The organism is Pyxidicoccus caerfyrddinensis (assembly GCF_010894405.1).
Classification (GTDB): domain Bacteria; phylum Myxococcota; class Myxococcia; order Myxococcales; family Myxococcaceae; genus Myxococcus; species Myxococcus caerfyrddinensis.
Genome location: NZ_JAAIYA010000001.1, coordinates 59341 through 75928 on the forward strand (window position 1 = coordinate 59341; position 16588 = coordinate 75928).

Consider the following 16588-nt stretch of genomic DNA (forward strand, 5'->3'; position numbering starts at 1 on the left):
CTCGAATGTCTCGGGCCGGTCGGCGAAGCGCTCCGCCAGCACGCGCACGGCAGTCTCGCGCACGCTCTCGCTGTCGTCCGCCCCGGCCCGCGCCCGCAGGAGCTCGAATGTCTCGGGCCGGTCGACGAAGCGCTCCGCCAGCACGCGCACGGCAGTCTCGCGCACGCTCTCGCTGTCGTCCGCCCCGGCCCGCGCCCGCAGGAGCTCGAATGTCTCGGGCCGGTCGGCGAAACGCTCCGCCAACACGCCCACGGCAGTCTCGCGCACGCTCTCGCTGTCGTCCGCCCCGGCCCACGCGCGCAGGAGCTCGAATGTCTCGGGCCGGTCGGCGAAGCGCTCCGCCAGCACGCGCACGGCAGTCGCGCGCACGCTCTCGCTGTCGTCCGCCCCGGCCCACGCGCGCAGGAGCTCGAATGTCTCGGGCCGGTCGACGAAGCGCTCCGCCAGCACGCGCACGGCAGTCGCGCGCACGCTCTCGCTGTCGTCCGCCCCGGCCCGCGCCCGCAGGAACTCGAATGTCTCGGGCCGGTCGGCGAAGCGCTCCGCCAGCACGCGCACGGCAGTCTCGCGCACGCTCTCGCTGTCGTCCGCCCCGGCCCGCGCCCGCAGGAGCTCGAATGTCTCGGGCCGGTCGACGAAGCGCTCCGCCAGCACGCGCACGGCAGTGTCGCGCACGCTCTCGTTGTCGTCCGCCCCGGCCCACGCGCGCAGGAGCTCGAATGTCTCGGGCCGGTCGACGAAGCGCTCCGCCAGCACGCGCACGGCAGTCACGCGCACGCGCTCGCTGTCGTCCGCCCCAGCCCACGCGCGCAGGAGCTCGAATGTCTCGGGCCGGTCGGCGAAGCGCTCCGCCAGCACGCGCACGGCAGTCACGCGCACGCGCTCGCTGTCGTCCGCCCCGGCCCACGCGCGCAGGAGCTCGAATGTCTCGGGCCGGTTGGCGAAGCGCTCCGCCAGCTCGCGCACGGCAGTCGCGCGCACGCTCTCGCTGTCGTCCGCCTCGGCCCGCGCCCGCAGGAGCTCGAATGTCTCGGGCCGGTCGGCGAAACGCTCCGCCAGCCCGGCCACGGCAGTCTCGCGCACGCGCTCGCTGTCGTCCGCCCCGGCCCACGCGCGCAGGAGCTCGAATGTCTCGGGCCGGTCGGCGAAGCGCTCCGCCAACACGCCCACGGCAGTCTCGCGCACGCGCTCGCTGTCGTCCGCCCCAGCCCGCGCGCGCAGAAGCGGGAAAACCCTGCGGTCCTGAGACAGCTCGCTTCCCAGGACGCTGACGATCCCACGTCTAACAGTCCAGCTCTTGGAGTCGGCAAGCGAGAACAGATGGAGTCTCTTGCTCTCATCCGGTAGCCAGTTCGTTTTGGCCAGGGCGCTAGCGATTAGAGTGGATTCATACGGAAAGGCCGAATCAGACCAAGGGAAACCCCGCTGATCTGCGGGCACATCAGGCCAGCTTCCTGGCTCAATCATTCCGATTGCCTCTACAAATTTCTCCGCGCTCACTTGTCGAAACTCGAAATCACACCTGCCAAGCCAGACATAGAGGCCGCGGAGCACTGCATCGCAGGCAGTAGGCGCACTCGCGAGAACACGTGGCTCCAACTCGCCGAGCGACTGCCAGGCCAGAAGCAGCCGGTGTTCCTCCACGACCGCGCGCTCGGCCGGCGGACAGATGGCGGTGATCAACTGGTCGGCCGCGCGCACCGGTAGCTGGCCACACAGCAACCGAATGACTTCGCTGTAGCTGTCGTCGTCCACGTGCTTCAGCACATGCTCGTCACGGAGCGCCTCGAGCGTCACCTCTTGTGCCTCGAAGCGCTTGGTCAGCTCGAGTGCGCACAGATACTCGAGGAACGTGCGGTGCACGAAGCCGTAGAGCGCCGGACCGCGCGTGGTCAGCACCCAGTTGCGCTCCTGCAGCAGTTGGACCATCTCGGCGGCGGCGCGCCGTGCCCTGGGAGGCAGGAAGTGCCACTCGTGCTCGAAGAAATCCTTGAGAATGGATTTTAGCTCGGACTCACGGATGGCGTTCCCCCGGAGACCCACACTGCTCTCCTGCATCCGCCAGGCGATCCGGCGCAACATGAGCAGGGTATCGTCCGGCTGGAGGTCGGCGAGCGGCGAGTCCGACGAGAGCTTGAGCCCACGCCGGTAATCCCAGGCGTAACAGAGCACGCCGAGAGCCTGCGCATAGAGCTGGGTGCGCGAGCGGGCGAGCCGCTGGTGGCGAGCGATGATCGCCATGATTGTAAGCAGCAGCGGGTTCCCCGCGATCGCCGAGAGCTGGGGACGGCGCTCGAGCGCGTCGAGCAGATCGTCGCGCGCACGATCGGCCTTCTCCGCCTCACCGGGAAAGGCGAGCGCGAACCAGCCCTTGGCGAAAGTGCGGATCTGCTCCGCGTCCAGATCGTCGAGCGTGGCAATCGTGAAGCCGGCCTCCTCGAAGGGTCTCGCATCGAAGCCGGCGATCCGCGAGGTGACCAGCACGCGGGCCCGCGGAAAGCGTCCCCCCAGTCCGACGATTTCCTCGACCATCGCGCGGCGGCGCGATGGCGAGAAGATCTCGTCGAGGCCATCCACGATCAGCAGGCTTGGAGCGTTCCGAAGCTGGGCCTCAAGCGCGGCACGGTCGAAGCCGAAGCCTTGAGTCTCCCCGGCGTACGCCAGATAGCCGAGCAGGTCCTGGCATTTCCCTTCCGACTCGCGCGCGAGCAGGTCGCGCAGCTCAACGAGGACGGGCCAGGCGCCCTGCAACGGCAGCCGCCAGTCGTCGGTCGTCTCGTCAGGCCTCGTCAGCGGGTCCAGCAACCGCAGCAACACGAAACGGGTGAGCGACGACTTTCCAGCTCCGGGGTCGCCGAGGAGCACGAGCTTCCCCGCGTCGGAGCTGGCGAGGAGCTCGAGCGACGGGAGCCGCTCCTGCCGCTGCCACCGCGCCCGCAGCGCCTCGAGCAGCCGCTCCTCCTCCTTGGGATCGAGACCCTGCTCCTCGAGGTAGTCGCGCGGCAGCGAGACGGCGGGACGGCTACGCCGGCAGAACTGCGGGATGAAGACCTGCGAGAGCTTGGGGCGCTCGACCTCGAGATCGAGCGCCCCAGGAGTGGCGAGCGTCGAGAGGTCGACGGTTTCCCATCGTGTCCGACACCGCTGGTAGTACGTGAGGCGATCGATCTTCGGCGTGCCTGGCATGGCCGCCGCAGAGCCTCCGACGCGTCCCCGCTGCCAGTTGTAGACGGCCCCTACGAGCCCCCCCGCGAGCTCTTCGGGGGTGGACCACCTGACCCCCGCCACGTTCTCGTTCAATACCCGCGCGCGAAAGGCCTCCTGCTTCTTCGGATCGCTGTCGCCACGCCAGAGCACGGCGGGGACGGGAAAGTCGTCGGGCGCGACGAAGATCAGCCTGTCCTTCCCTGCCTGCTTCGCGGCGTCGTACTCCTGCTCGGTGATCGACGTGCCGTCCCCATCGGGGATGAAGCCGTACAGGTGGCCCACCAGACCCACAAAGAGGTCACACTCGCGTGCCTCGTGGACGCAGAAGTCCTTCGGCAAACCCGTCCGGGCACCGAAATCCTCCATGCAACGCACCACCACGCCGTCCAGTTCACGCAGGCGCCGGAGCACCTCGGAGCGATGCGGCTCGAGATCCTTGAACGTCGAGCTCAGGAAGATCTTCATGCGTGTCATCCCACCGTTGACCGGGCCCCGGACTCACCCGGCCTCATGATGCCGGAATGACGGGGCAGAAGCGCAACGTGTGGAATGCCCCCTGAGCCTCGAAGTCGAACGGCGCACAACCATGCTTCTCGGGGCTGCCGGCGCCGGGGCCCATCGAGGCCCGGCGCCGGCGACCGCGGTGGCTACTGGTGGAAGTAGATGTTGTCGACGAACATCGTTCCACCGTTGGGCGCGATCAGGAGCATCTGAGACAGGTGGTGCAGGCCCGCCAGCCCCTGGAAGTCGCTGGCCAGCGACAGCTCATAGGTCAGCCAGGCCCCGGTGGCGAGCGGCGGCGTCGAGGTGGCCGTCATCGTGGCAACCCCCTCGGTGTCGTCGCCGCCGCCGTAGGCGCCATTGGCACCGAAATCGACCAGCTTCACCTGGAAGTTGCTCGCGTTGTCCGGCGTCCATACGTCCACGCGCAGCGTGGTGAGCCCCAGCCCCGCCGCGTCGATCTGGTTGACTCCGGAGGCGCCGATGAACTCGATGCCGATGTAGTTGGCCCCGCTGGTGAAGGCGTACTTGCGGGGCGCGGCGCTGTTGGCGCCAACCGTGATGGCGAACGGCGTCCCACCCGTCCCGGCGCTCCAGTCCGTCCGCCACGTGTCGACCTTGGCGCTCTTGTCGGAGGCCGTGCCCGTGTAGCCGCCCGTCACCGAGCTGTAGAGCGAGTACACGCCCGCTCCCGGCGCCTGAGTGGGCACGGGCGGCAGCGTGGTCGGCTCGCCCAGGATGCCCGTCACACTGACGGCGTAGGAGCCGGTGACCTCCGCGCCACCCAGCGTGGCGGAGACCGTTACCGGGCCGCCCGCACTGACGCCGGTGATGACGCCGCTGGCGTTGACCGTGGCGACCGCCGTGTTCGACGAGGTGAAGTCGAAGAAGGCGTTGGCGACCGGCTTCAACGTGACGGGGCTCCCCGGATCGCCGGGGACGGTGAAGACGGCCTGGTTCTGGCCCTGGTCGACGGTGAAGGTCCCCGCCGTCGCAAGCGACACCGCGGTGGCGGCGGTGCCGTTGGCGATGGATGCCGTGCCCGTGCCGAGGGCTTCCGCGCCGAGGTGCTCGTACAGGACGTCGGCGAGGTAGAGGGTGTAGCCGTCGGGTGCGTCGGCGATGTGGAACAGGCCGCCCACGTTCTTGAACCGGGCCGGGTTGGCAACGGGGATGGTGAACTTCTGCCAGGTCGTGGTGAGCGCGACCGCGGCGCGCTCGGTGGGGTAGCCGGTGCCGATGCCAGAGCCAGCGTCGTTGCCGAAGCCCGTCACATTGAGCGTCTCGGCCTTGCTCGCCTTCGCCCAGAAGGTCAGCGCGTTGTAGGCGGAGAGGTCGCGGGGCGTCGTGGTGACCCAGGCGCCGCCGGAGTACCCGCTGGCGCTGGTGACCTGGAAGTTGATGACCTTGCGGCCGTTGAAGGTCTCGGTCGCGTCGATGGTGACGTTGTTGATGGCGCCGCCGAAGTCCCGGAACGTCACATCCGTGCCGTTGCTGTCGTAGAAGACGACCTGGTTCGCGTCAGGCTGGGTCGACACGCCGGTGACCGTCACGTCCAGCGTGGCGTTCTTGCCGCCCGCCGTGGCGGTGATGGTGGCGCTGCCGGCCTGCACGCCGGTAACGACGCCGGAGGCGTTGACCGTGGCGGTACCGGTCGCGCTGGAGCTGAAGGTGACGTTCGAGGTCACCGCCCGCGTGGAGCCGTCGCTGAAGGTGCCAGTCACGGTGAGCTGGAGCGTGGCCCCCTGGGCTACCGAGGCCGGAGTCGGACCGAGGGCGATGGACGTGAGCGTCGGCTCCGCCGCGCCGACCGTCACGGTGGCGGTGGCGCTCTTGCCGGAGACCGTGGCGGTGACCTTCGCCGTCCCGGCGGCGACGGCGGTGACCAGGCCGCCCGAGCTGCTCACCGTCGCGTGGGCTGGCGTGTCGGAGACGAAGGTCGCGGACGACGTGACGCTCTTCGTGGTGCCGTCGCTGTAGGTGCCGGTGACGGCGAGCTGCTGCGTGGCGCCGATGGCGAGCGTGAAGCTGGCCGGAGTCACGCTCACGCCGGTCAGCTCAACGGGAGTGGGGTTGGGGTTGGGCTCGTTCTCCGGGTCGCAGGCCGTATGGACCAGCACCGTCAGCAGCAGGAGAGACGTTGCGAACAGTCGACTTTGTGGGGGCATCACTCACGCTCCAGCGAGGATGGGGTTCTGCGAAGGCTGCCATGCAGCACGGGGCGGGCTCCTCAATGGGCGCCCTCAATACCCCGCGAGGGACTTACTTTGTTTCTCGAACAAAGTAACAACCTGAAAGTCGGCACGTCAACGTGGGTTCCCCCGCACGAACGTGACTGGGTGCGTCGTCCGGCTGCGTCGGCCCGAAGATCGGGTTCGACCTGTTCCGCGTAGCGAACGGCAGGATTGCCGAGCACTGACTGGGACACGCTCTTCGAATCCGCGGTGGAGCGTGCGAGCCTTGGAGGCATGCGCTCACAGACGGTCGACCTGGGCGGTCCGGTTCACTACGTGGAGTTTGGAGGCGAAGGCGCTCCCCTCGTACTGGTGCACGGGCTGGGTGGGAGCCACGTCAACTGGGCAGGAGTGGGCGCGCGCCTCGCCCGCCATGGACGTGTGCTGGCCCTGGACCTCGCGGGCTTCGGGCGCACCCCTCCGGCGGGCCGCGGCGCGGGCGTGGAGGCCAATGGGCGGCTGCTGGAGCGCTTCCTCCGTGAGGTGGTCGGGGCCCCTGCCGTCCTCATGGGCAACTCGATGGGAGGCTTCCTTTCGTTGAGGACAGCCGCGCGGGCTCCCGCGCTGGTGCGTGCACTCGTGCTGGTCAACCCCGCCCAGCCCCACGTGAAGGGCGTGGCGCGGGACCCCGCGGTGTTCCGCCGCTTCGCCATCGCCTCGATACCGCTACTGGGGGAGTTCTTGACGGCCCGCAAGGCAAGACAGCTGGGCGCGCGCGGGCTCACGAAGGACCTGCTCGAACTGTGCTGCCGGGACACCAGCACCGTGACGACGGAGCTGGTCGAGGCCCACGTGTCGCTCTCCGCCGAGCGCCTGGCCTCGATGCCCTGGAGCTCCGCAGCCTACCTGGAGGCGGCGCGCACCCTGCTGGGCGCGATGCGCCGGACCGAGGACTTTGCCCGGGACGTGAAGGGGGTGCGCTGCTCCACGATGCTCGTGCACGGGGTGCATGATCGGCTGGTGCCCTTCGCCTGCTCGGAGGCGCTCGCGAAGCTGCGGCCGGACTGGCGCTTCGAGGTGTTCCCCGACGCCGGCCACGTGCCCATGATGGAGGACCCCGAGGGATTCACCGCACGGGTCGGCGCCTGGCTCGAGGGGCTTGACCAGGCTCCCCGAGCAGCAGGCTGACGAGGTGGCGGGCGCGGTGCGCAGCGCATCACTTCACCAGCGGGCCCCTCGACCATCCTCCCGGGGCCCAGGAGGGCGATGTCAGCGATGAAGAACCTCAGCCCGATGGACGCGGTCTGGTTGTATGTCGATGGCCCCCAGACGCCGATGCACGTGGCGAGCCTCTGCATCTACTCGCCCCCCGAGGATGCTCCGAAGGGCTGGCTTCAAGGCGTCATCGAGCGGCTCCGCGGCTGCCATCAGTTCACGCGCCCCTACACCCTCAAGCTGGCCGCGCCCAAGCTCAAGTCGGTCTTCCCCACGTGGGTCGAGGCCGAGGACATCGACCTCGACTACCACTTCCGCCACTCGGCACTCGCCCAACCCGGGGGGGAGCGCGAGCTGGGAGTGCTCATCTCCCGCCTTCACTCGCACCCGATGGACTTCACGCAGCCGCTCTGGGAGGTGCACCTCATCGAGGGGCTCGAGAATGGCCGGTTCGCGGTCTACACCAAGCTCCACCACTCCCTGGTGGACGGGGTCGGCGGCATCCGCCTGCTGGTCAAGGCCCTCTCTCCAGACCCGGACGCGCGTGACGTCGTGGCGCCCTGGTCGGTGGGAGCGCGCGGCCCGGGCCCGCGCGCCGCCGAGGTACCGAAGCGCTGGTCCGGCTTGAAGGACCGCGCCGCGGCGCTGCCGGGAGTGACGAAGGCCTTCGCCCGAATGGCCCGCGAGGCCGTCAGCCGCTCCCAGGACATCGCCCTGCCCTTCGCGACGCCGAGGTCCGTCCTCAACCGCTCGGTGTCCGCGCAACGCCGCTTCGCCACACAGCACTACGAGCTGTCCCGCCTCAAGGCCGTTGCGAGGGCGGCCGGTGTCACCGTGAACGACGTCTTCCTGGGGCTCAGCGCCACCGCGCTCCGCCGGTATCTGAGCGAGCTCGGCGCACTGCCCGAGCAGCCGCTGACGGCGGGCGTGCCCGTCTCGGTACGGCCCAAGGGGGATGAGGCCACGGCCAATGCCCTCAGCTTCATCTTCGCCAACCTCAACACCCACCTCGAGGAGCCGGTGGCGCGGCTCAAGGCCATCGCGGAGTCGACCCGGCTCGCCAAGGAGCGGCTCCAGGAGCTGCCACGGACTGGCCTCGCGGACTACACGTCGATGCTGATGGCGCCCTACATCGTCCAGCTGCTCTCGGGGCTGGGGGGCCACACGCGCCCGGTGTTCAACCTCACCATCTCCAACGTCCCGGGTCCGGAGCGTCCGCTGTACTTCAGTGGCGCCCGCCTGGAGCAGTTCTACCCCGTGTCGGTGCTGCTCCATGGCCAGGCCCTGAACATCACCAGCACCAGCTACGCGGGGCAGTTCAACATCGGCTTCACCGGCTGCCGCAGGACGCTGCCCCACATGCAGCGGCTGGCGGTCTTCACCGGCGAGGCGCTGGAGGAGCTCGAACACTCACTGACGACTCCAGCCCTGGCGTCGTCGTCTCCCTGAGCAACCTCGAGCTCCTCGGCTGCCAGGAGCGCCCGGCCGGCCTGGCGCGTCGCGGCCGGAGGCCTCCGACTCCAGGGAGGGGAAGGCAAGCGTGAGCAGGGCCCGGCAGGAGCCCTGGTGCAACCGGATGGCAACACCGGAACTGGCCCCACGGGTCGACCGACTTCCCCGAAGGGGGGCCGAGCGCCCGCTGCCGCTCACGGACCGAGAGCCTACCCTCGACGGTGTGCCTCGCTGACGAGGCGAGCACCGCGGCCCGCCGGACCCCGCCGCGGCCGGTGACGGGCGGCACCGTCGTGGGCATCGAGCTCCGCTTCCGGAGGTTCGCATGGAACGCCTTCTCCCTCGCGACGCGCGGTCCGTGCCGGCGCGCGGTGCCTGGCGTGTGAGCCGTCCCACGCCCCGCTGGCTCCATTGCACGCTGTCGGGGTCTTGGGTCGCGCTGGCCTTCGCCTGCCTGTCCTTCACCCCTTCCCTGCTGCCGCGCAGCGGGTTCTTCCAGGGGTTCGTCAGCGGCATCAGCGCGGTCATCGGCTACGGGCTGGGAGTCCTCGGCGCCTGGCTGTGGCGCGAGTTCGCCAATCGTCCTCCAAAGACTCCCCGCCCGCGCGCGTGGCAGGCCCTCTTCGTGATGGGAAGCGCGGCGCTGGTCGGCGCGCTGCTGCTGGGCTGGCACTGGCAGCGGAGCATCCGCGAGCGCATGGGCGTCCCCCACCCCGACAGCGCTGACTACCTGCTCGCGCCCTTCGTCGCGGCGGCGGTCTTCTTCGTGCTCCTCAACGCGGGACGGGGCCTGCGTGCGGTCTACCGCCGACTGGACGCATTGCTCTCGCGACACATCGGTCCTCGCGCGGCCCGCGCGACGAGCGGGCTGGCGGTGGTGGTGCTCACCGCCCTGGTGGCCAGCGGACTGCTGTGGGACGGGCTCATCGCGATGGCGGACCGCACCCTGGCCGTGCAGGACACGACGACCGAAGAGGGAGTGGTCCCGCCCCGCGGTGCGCTGCGCTCCGGCGGCCCCGGCTCCCTGGTGGCCTGGGAGTCGCTGGGACGGGAGGGACGCAACTTCGTGGGACGAGGCCCCACGGTGGACGACCTCTCCGCCTTCAGCGGGACGGCCGCGAAGGAGCCGATCCGCGTGTACGCCGGCTACGCGTCCGCACCGGACGCCGAGGCCCGGGCCGAGCTCGCGGTCAAGGACCTGGAGCGGGCGGGCGGTTTCGAGCGCGCCCACCTGCTGGTGGTGACCACCACGGGCAGTGGCTGGGTGGTGCCAGAGGCCGTGGCCGCCTTCGAGTACGTGACGGGCGGTGACTCCGCGATTGTCGCCACGCAGTACTCGCACCTGTGGTCGTGGCTCTCCGTCCTCGTCGACCAGGAGCGGGCGCGTGACGCGGGCCGCGCGCTCTTCGATGCCGTCTACGAGCGGTGGTCGAGCCTTCCCGCGGGCCAGCGCCCGAAGCTGCTGGTGTTCGGCGAGAGCCTGGGCTCCTACGGAGGCGAGACGGCGTTCAGCGGCGAGCGCGACCTGGCCAACCGTACCGACGGGGTGCTGTTCGTCGGGCCGCCCAACTTCAACACCCTGTACCGCGAGTTCACCGACCACCGTGACTCCGGCAGTCCCGAGGTGGAGCCCATCTACCGGCAAGGCCGCATCGTGCGCTTCAGCCGCAGGCCGGGCGTGGACATTCCTCCGGCGTCCGCCCCGTGGGGTGACTCCCGGGTGCTGTACCTGCTCCACCCTTCCGACCCCATCATCTGGTGGAGCCCCGCCCTCCTGCTGCGGCGGCCGGACTGGCTGCGGGAGCCCCGCGGCGACGACGTGCTGGGGCAGATGGTGTGGCTGCCCTTCGTGACGTTCTGGCAGGTGACGGCCGACCTGCCGCTGGGAATGGCGGTGCCGCCTGGTTACGGCCACGTGTACACCGGCGAGCACGTGGATGGCTGGGTGGCGCTCCTTCGGCCCGAGGGCTGGACCGAGCAGAAGTCGGCGCGGCTGAGGGAGCTGCTGAAGCCTGCCCCGTGAAGCCGCCGTGGGGCGCATGAGCGCCATCCCGCAATCCAATTGCACATGGCGGGGCCCGTGCCGAAGGTTGTGCGGAACCCGAGGAAGCATCATGGACCGCGAAGTCCCGCGAGCAGGTGGCCCCCAGGTTGCTCACCCCGCTCCGCCTGGACGGTTCGCGAAAGAGACTGCCATGTCAGACGTCCAGATCTGATCCACGCAGGCCACTCCATCCACGAGGCCAGCATGAGTCCTCTCATCCTTCTCTTCACGGTCGTCTCCCAGGCTCCCACGCCTCCGCCCGCCGACGCGGCGGAGGACGCCCCCCCGCCAGCTCGCGTCGAGGCCGAGGCCAAAGAGGAGGACGAGGAGGACGAGGGTCCCTGGACGGGCTCCGCCGGGCTCGGACTCTCCTTCTTCAGCGGCAACACCCGCTCGTTCACGGTGACGGGCGACGCCCTGGCGGAGCTCGACACGCCGGAGTGGGCGCTCACGCTGGAGGCGGATGGTGCCTACGGAAAGGCCGCTGAAGGTGACGACGCGGAGCGGGAGCTCACGGCCAAGACGCTCGGTGGGTGGGCGCGCGGAGAATACCGCGTGAATCCCCTGCTCAGCGCCTACACGTTCGTGGGCGCGGAGGCCGACCACCCCGCGAGCCTCGAGCTGCGCACCGAGGTGGAGCTGGGCATCGGCGTCACCTTCCTCGAGAGCGAGGAGGAGGAGGAGAACGAGCTGTTCCTGCGCGGCTATCTCGGTGGCAGCTACGCCAGGGACCGCAGGTTCCAGTACATCCCCACGCGCGAGAACCTCCCGGATGTGACGCTGTGGTCTCCCTCGCTCGGCCTCACCTTCCGCTACGACGTCAACGAGCACGTGGAGCTCCGGGAGGACGCCCTGCTGCTTCCGGACGTCTTCGGCGACACACGCGTGCTGTTCGACTCCACCACGAAGCTCGCCGTGCACCTGACGGAGCGCTTCTCGCTCACCACGTTCTTCGAACTGCAACACGACAGCTCTCCCGCGGAGGGAAAGGTGCGCACGGACACCTCTCTTTCGCTGGGGGGCGAGGTATCGCTCTGAGAAAGGGTTGGGACTCCCATGAGTAAGGCGGCGCATTTCGACGACATCCACCTCGAAGACGAGGCGAAGAAGAAGCAGCCCGCGAAGCCGCCGAAGAAGAAGGGCATGGCGCGGGTGCTGGACACGGTGGAACGGGTCGGAAACAAGGTCCCCCATCCGGCGATCATCTTCGTCGTGCTGATCGGCGTCGTGATGGTGCTCTCCCACGTCTTCTACCTGATGGGAGCCAGCGTCACCTACGAGACCATCAACCCGGAGACCCACGCGGTGGAGCAGACGACCACCGTCGCGCAGAGCCTGCTCACGGGAGAGGGGCTGCGCTTCATGTTCGCGGGAGTCGTCCAGAACTTCATGAACTTCAACGCGGTCGGCGTCATCATCGTCGCCATGCTGGGCGTCGGCGTCGCTGACTCGGCGGGCCTGGTGGGAGCGTTGATTCGCAAGCTGGTGGCGGTCGCGCCTCGCAAGGCCCTGACGTACATCCTGGTGTTCGTCGGCATCCTGTCGAGCATCGCGGCGGACGCCGGCTACCTGGTCCTGATTCCCCTGGCGGCGGCGGCCTACCTCACCGTGGGCAGGCATCCGCTGGCGGGCCTGGCGGCGTCCTTCGCCGGTGTCGCCGCGGTCTTCACAGTCAACATCCTGATCAAGCCGCTGGACGGCATCCTGACCGAGATCACCAACGACGCCATCCACATCATGGCGCCCGACCGCTCCATCGACCTGACAGCGAACTTCTGGTTCTCCGCCGCCTCGGTCGTCATGCTGACCTTCGTGGTCGCGCTCATCAGCGACAAGATGATCGAGCCCCGGCTGGGCGAGTACAAGGGAGAGAAGCCGGCCGAGACGGGAGCGAAGCTGTCCCCCGAGGAGTCGCGAGGGCTGAAGTTCGCGTTCTGGGGGCTCATCGGGGTCCTGGTGTTCTTCGGCCTGCTGACGCTGCCCCCGGGAGCGCCCCTGCGGAATCCGGAGACGGGCGCCATCGTCGGAGACTCGCCGTTCATGAACGGCCTCATCGTCGCCATCACCGTGCTGTTCCTGGTGACGGGAGCCGCCTACGGCATCGGTGCGAAGACCATCAAGAACAGCGTGGACGTCATCAAGGCCATGGAGAAGGCGGTCGCCGGGCTGGGCGGCCTCATCTTCCTGCTCTTCATCATCAGCCAGTTCATCGCCTTCTTCACCTACTCCAACATGGCGACGCTCGCGGCCGTGAAGGTGGGTGATGCCCTGGAGCATGCGGGGCTCGGCGCCGTTCCGCTGCTCGTCGGGTTCGTCGTCGTGGTTGCCCTCCTCGACCTCATCATGACGGGCGCCATTCCGAAGTGGGCCATCTTCGCGCCGGTCTTCGTGCCACTGTTGATGCGGCTGAACGTCGACCCCGAAGCCGTGCTGGCCGCCTACCGGGTGGGAGATGGGCCGTTCAATGCCATCTCACCGCTGAACGCCTACTTCGCGCTGATCGTGACGTTCGCCCAGAAGTACCAGAAGGACGCGGGCGTGGGGACAGTCGTGGCACTGATGCTGCCCTACGTCGTGATCGTCTTCGCCATCTGGATCGTCATGCTCGTGGGCTGGCACCTGCTGGGGCTTCCGTGGGGACTCGGGTGAGCCACGGCTGATTCCGGAGACGTTCGAGCGGAAGCGAGGCAGCCATGTCGAGAGTGCATCTTCTGGCCACGGGCGGCACCATCGCGGGGAAGGCCGGGTCCGAGGTGGACCCGGGCTACCGCTCCGGTGAGGTCGCCGTGGAGGGGCTCATCAACGCCGTCCCCGGGCTGCGCGCGCTGGCGCAGCTCGAGGGCGAGCAGGTGGCCCAGGTCGGCAGCCAGGACATGAACGACGCCCTCTGGCTGCGGCTGGCGGCCCGGGTGGGTGCGCTCTTCGCCGCCAACGAGGCCGACGGCGTCGTCATCACGCACGGCACGGACACGGTGGAGGAGACCGGCTACTTCCTCCACCTGGTGGTGAAGAGCAACCGACCCGTGGTCCTCACGGGCGCCATGCGGCCAGCCACCGCGCTGAGCGCGGACGGGCCGCTCAACCTCTACAACGCGGTCGCCGTCGCCGCGGACCCCGAGGCGCGCGGACGCGGGGCCATCGTGGTGCTGAACGACGACCTCCACTGCGCGCGCGACGTGACGAAGGCCAGCACCACGGACGTACACACGTTCATCTCGCCCGGCCCGGGCCTCCTGGGCAGCGCCAGCTATGGGCGCATCCGCTACTTCCGCCAGCCCCCCCACCCGCACTCCGCCGCCTCCGAGTTCTCGGTGGACGGCCTCGAGCGCCTGCCCCGGGTCGACATCCTCTACGCGTACTCCAACATGCCCGCCGACCTGGTGCGCGCCAGCGTCGCGGCGGGCGCGCGCGGCATCGTGATGGCGGGGATGGGCAACGGCAACGTGTCCACGGAAGCAGCGAGCGCGCTCGCCGAGGCCGTGAAGGCGGGTGTCATCGTCGTGCGCAGCACCCGGGTCGTGAGCGGCGACGTGGGCCGGAACATCGAGGTGGACGACGACGCGCTGGGCTTCGTCGCCGCCGACCAGCTCAACCCGCAGAAGAGTCGCGTGCTGCTCCAGTTGTGCCTGGCCCGAGGGATGGGCCGCGGCGCCGTGCAGGAGGCGTTCTACCGCTACTAACTGTATCTCCGTTGCACCCTCCCGAAGTCGTGTCCAGTTCATGCTGCAAACAGGAGGCTCCATGCTGTCTTCATTTCATTCGCGTTTGCAGGCCGCGTTCCATCCCGCCCCTTCCATCGAGAAACCCGAGGCAGTCATGCTCGGCGCGTCGACCTCCCTCCCAGCCAACGTCGACAGCATCGGCACGCTGGTGGGAGTCGACGAAGAGCCGAAGGACTTCGGCTTCGACCGCGCGTCGCTGAAAGCGGCGGGCTTCGAGGGCAAGGCAGGGCAGACGCTGGTCGTTCCCCGCACCAGTGGTCCTCCGCTCGTCGCCGTCGGCATTGGCGAGCGTGGGAAGCTCGATCCGGGCAAGCTCCGGGATGCCGCTGCCGCCTTCGCGCGGGCCGTGGGTCAGCAGGCTCGCGTGGCCATCCGCCTGCCCGACACGGGGACGGTGCCGCCGGCCGTCGCCGCGCAGACCATCACGGAGGGAGTCCTCCTCGCCCGCTACCGGTACAGGCCCTACAAGCGGACCGCGGTGCAGGAGCCGCCGCTCGAGGGCCTGACGCTCGTCACGTCCCCGGAGAATCTCGAGGAGGTCGAGCAGGGAGTGGTGCTCGGTGGCGTCACCGCCCGCGTCGCCGGGCTCGCGCGCGACCTCGCCAATGCCCCCGCCTCCCTCCTGACGGCCTCCCGGATGGCCGAGGTCGCCGAGGTGCTCGCGAAGAGCTCCGGGCTGGAAGTCGAGGTCTTCGATGGTGAGGCGTTGTCCGAGCTCGGCTGCGGCGGCCTGCTGGGCGTCAATGCGGGGAGCGCGGAGCCGCCGCGAATGATCAAGCTGACGTACCGCCCCAAGGGGAACCGGGGGAAGGCGGTCGAGCCCGTGGGCCGCATCGCCCTGATTGGCAAGGGCATCATGTTCGACGCGGGCGGCCTCGGCCTGAAGCCGAACGACCTCGTCCACGCCACCATGAAGGGCGACATGTCCGGCGCGGGAGCCATCCTCGCGGCGATGACGGCGCTGTCGCAGCTCGGCTGCAAGGCGGAGGTGACGGCCTACCTGATGTGCACCGACAACATGCCCTCCGGCACGGCCATGCGGCTGGGGGATGTCCTGACGGTTCGCGGCGGGAAGACGGTCGAGGTCATCAACACCGACGCCGAGGGACGGCTGGTGATGGCGGATGGGCTCGTCCTGGCCACCGAGCAGTCACCCAGGCCCGACGCCATCGTCGACATCGCCACGCTCACCGGGGCGTGCCAGCGAGCGCTCGGGGTCCGCAGCGCGGGAGTCATCGGCAACCACCAGGCACTCGTCGAACAGGTGAAAGCCTCGGGCGAGCGGACCGGCGACACGGTGTGGCAGCTCCCGCTGGACCAGAGCTACCGCGCGGAGCTCGAGTCGGATATCGCGGACATGAAGAATGTCGGCGGCGACAATGCCGGCGCCATCACCGCGGCGCTGTTCCTCGAGGAGTTCGTGGACGGCGTGCCCTGGGCGCACATCGACATGGCGGGCACGGCAAGGGCGGAGAGCGATAGCGGGTGGCGCAGCAAGGGCGCCACGGGCTACGGCGCGCGCCTGCTCCTCGACTTCCTCATGGGGTTCACACCGCCCACCGCCAGCCGCCACTGACACTCCCGCGCTCAGAAACCCTCCCTGGCATTCAACGCCGCAACCACCATGCGGGGAATGCCACGGGCGAGGAGCGACACGGCGATGGCCGTGAGCAGGATGCCGGCAATCCGCTCGAGGAAGGCCCGGGCCCTCGGGCTCACCCGGCGCTCGAGGTGCCCGGAGAGGTAGACGGTGAGGCCGGTGACGGCGGCGTAGGCGAGCCCGGCGACCGACAGCGCGATGACGTCCGGGAGGCTCTCGGCCTGGGTGCGGAACGAGACGAGGATGGCGAAGGTGGTCCCACCCACCGTGAGCGGAAACGTGGTGGGCATGAACAGGACCGCCCGCCAGACCTCGAGCTTCGCACCCGGGTCTGCTTCCGCCTCCTGGGGGGCGGCGGGCCTCTCGGGACCCGCTGGCACCGCATCGTCCATTCCGCGCATCAGCGGGACGCCCACGAAGATGAGCGCGATGCCGCCCGTGACGGTCAGCGCATCGGTCGTGATTCCGAGCAACGTGAGGAGCGGCTCGCCGACCCAGAGGGCCGTCATCGCGAAGATGGTCACATAGGTGAAGACCCCCAGGGCGAGCCGGAACTGCTCGGCCGGCCGGAGCCGGCTGACGATGGGGAAGTAGGACGACAGCGTGGCCAGGGGGCTGTACAGGGTGAACAGCGCCATGAACATCAGCACCGGATTGTCGAGCGACGGCATCG

General features: G+C 69.3%; 10 protein-coding genes. 7 read left to right on the top strand and 3 right to left on the bottom strand.

Translation table 11 applies throughout. From position 1 onward, the window contains the following. Window positions 1-3672, bottom strand: a 3672-nt coding sequence (locus tag G4D86_RS00260) for a HEAT repeat domain-containing protein (RefSeq protein WP_163988056.1), incomplete at its 3' end; no start/stop codon positions are given. Between the two features lie 182 nt (window positions 3673-3854). Then, the gene (locus G4D86_RS00265; RefSeq protein WP_163988058.1) at window positions 3855-5876 is read right to left on the bottom strand and encodes an Ig-like domain-containing protein; all 2022 of its coding nucleotides are present in this window, start codon (window positions 5874-5876) and stop codon (window positions 3855-3857) included. A 300-nt stretch (window positions 5877-6176) separates the two neighbouring features. On the opposite strand from G4D86_RS00265, the gene G4D86_RS00270 reads away from it, so the two are divergent. From G4D86_RS00270 to G4D86_RS00300, 7 genes are all read left to right on the top strand, one after another. After that, on the top strand, window positions 6177-7070 hold the full coding sequence (locus tag G4D86_RS00270) for an alpha/beta hydrolase (RefSeq protein WP_163988060.1): 894 nt from the start codon (window positions 6177-6179) through the stop codon (window positions 7068-7070). Window positions 7071-7157: 87 nt separating this feature from the next. Next, entirely contained in the window at window positions 7158-8546 is a 1389-nt protein-coding gene (locus tag G4D86_RS00275) for a WS/DGAT/MGAT family O-acyltransferase (RefSeq protein ID WP_163988062.1), read from the top strand. Between the two features lie 328 nt (window positions 8547-8874). Further along, window positions 8875-10572: an alpha/beta hydrolase gene (locus G4D86_RS00280; RefSeq protein ID WP_163988064.1), complete on the top strand. Its 1698-nt coding sequence runs from the start codon at window positions 8875-8877 to the stop codon at window positions 10570-10572. A gap of 225 nt (window positions 10573-10797) precedes the next feature. After that, complete coding sequence (locus G4D86_RS00285; protein ID WP_163988066.1) at window positions 10798-11631, top strand: DUF481 domain-containing protein; 834 nt, start codon at window positions 10798-10800, stop codon at window positions 11629-11631. A gap of 18 nt (window positions 11632-11649) precedes the next feature. After that, the gene (locus G4D86_RS00290) at window positions 11650-13242 is read left to right on the top strand and encodes an AbgT family transporter (protein ID WP_163988068.1); all 1593 of its coding nucleotides are present in this window, start codon (window positions 11650-11652) and stop codon (window positions 13240-13242) included. 44 nt (window positions 13243-13286) lie between these two features. Continuing rightward, window positions 13287-14273 (top strand): type II asparaginase, encoded by a 987-nt coding sequence (locus G4D86_RS00295; RefSeq protein WP_163988071.1) that lies wholly within the window; start codon window positions 13287-13289, stop codon window positions 14271-14273. Between the two features lie 136 nt (window positions 14274-14409). Next, a complete protein-coding gene (locus tag G4D86_RS00300) occupies window positions 14410-15891 on the top strand; it encodes a leucyl aminopeptidase (RefSeq protein ID WP_240359965.1) in 1482 nt (493 codons plus the stop codon). 11 nt (window positions 15892-15902) lie between these two features. Here G4D86_RS00300 and G4D86_RS00305 read toward each other — a convergent pair whose 3' ends face one another. Continuing rightward, entirely contained in the window at window positions 15903-16586 is a 684-nt protein-coding gene (locus G4D86_RS00305; RefSeq protein ID WP_163988074.1) for a MarC family protein, read from the bottom strand. Window positions 16587-16588 lie beyond the last annotated feature (2 nt).

What these genes read in the sequence shown, in the direction of transcription:
- G4D86_RS00265 (WP_163988058.1), bottom strand. Translation starts at nt 5,876, where the DNA reads ATGCCCCCACAAAGTCGACTGTTCGCAACGTCTCTCCTGCTGCTGACG.
- G4D86_RS00270 (WP_163988060.1), top strand. Translation starts at nt 6,177, where the DNA reads ATGCGCTCACAGACGGTCGACCTGGGCGGTCCGGTTCACTACGTGGAG.
- G4D86_RS00275 (WP_163988062.1), top strand. Translation starts at nt 7,158, where the DNA reads ATGAAGAACCTCAGCCCGATGGACGCGGTCTGGTTGTATGTCGATGGC.
- G4D86_RS00280 (WP_163988064.1), top strand. Translation starts at nt 8,875, where the DNA reads ATGGAACGCCTTCTCCCTCGCGACGCGCGGTCCGTGCCGGCGCGCGGT.
- G4D86_RS00285 (WP_163988066.1), top strand. Translation starts at nt 10,798, where the DNA reads ATGAGTCCTCTCATCCTTCTCTTCACGGTCGTCTCCCAGGCTCCCACG.
- G4D86_RS00290 (WP_163988068.1), top strand. Translation starts at nt 11,650, where the DNA reads ATGAGTAAGGCGGCGCATTTCGACGACATCCACCTCGAAGACGAGGCG.
- G4D86_RS00295 (WP_163988071.1), top strand. Translation starts at nt 13,287, where the DNA reads ATGTCGAGAGTGCATCTTCTGGCCACGGGCGGCACCATCGCGGGGAAG.
- G4D86_RS00300 (WP_240359965.1), top strand. Translation starts at nt 14,410, where the DNA reads ATGCTCGGCGCGTCGACCTCCCTCCCAGCCAACGTCGACAGCATCGGC.
- G4D86_RS00305 (WP_163988074.1), bottom strand. Translation starts at nt 16,586, where the DNA reads ATGCCGTCGCTCGACAATCCGGTGCTGATGTTCATGGCGCTGTTCACC.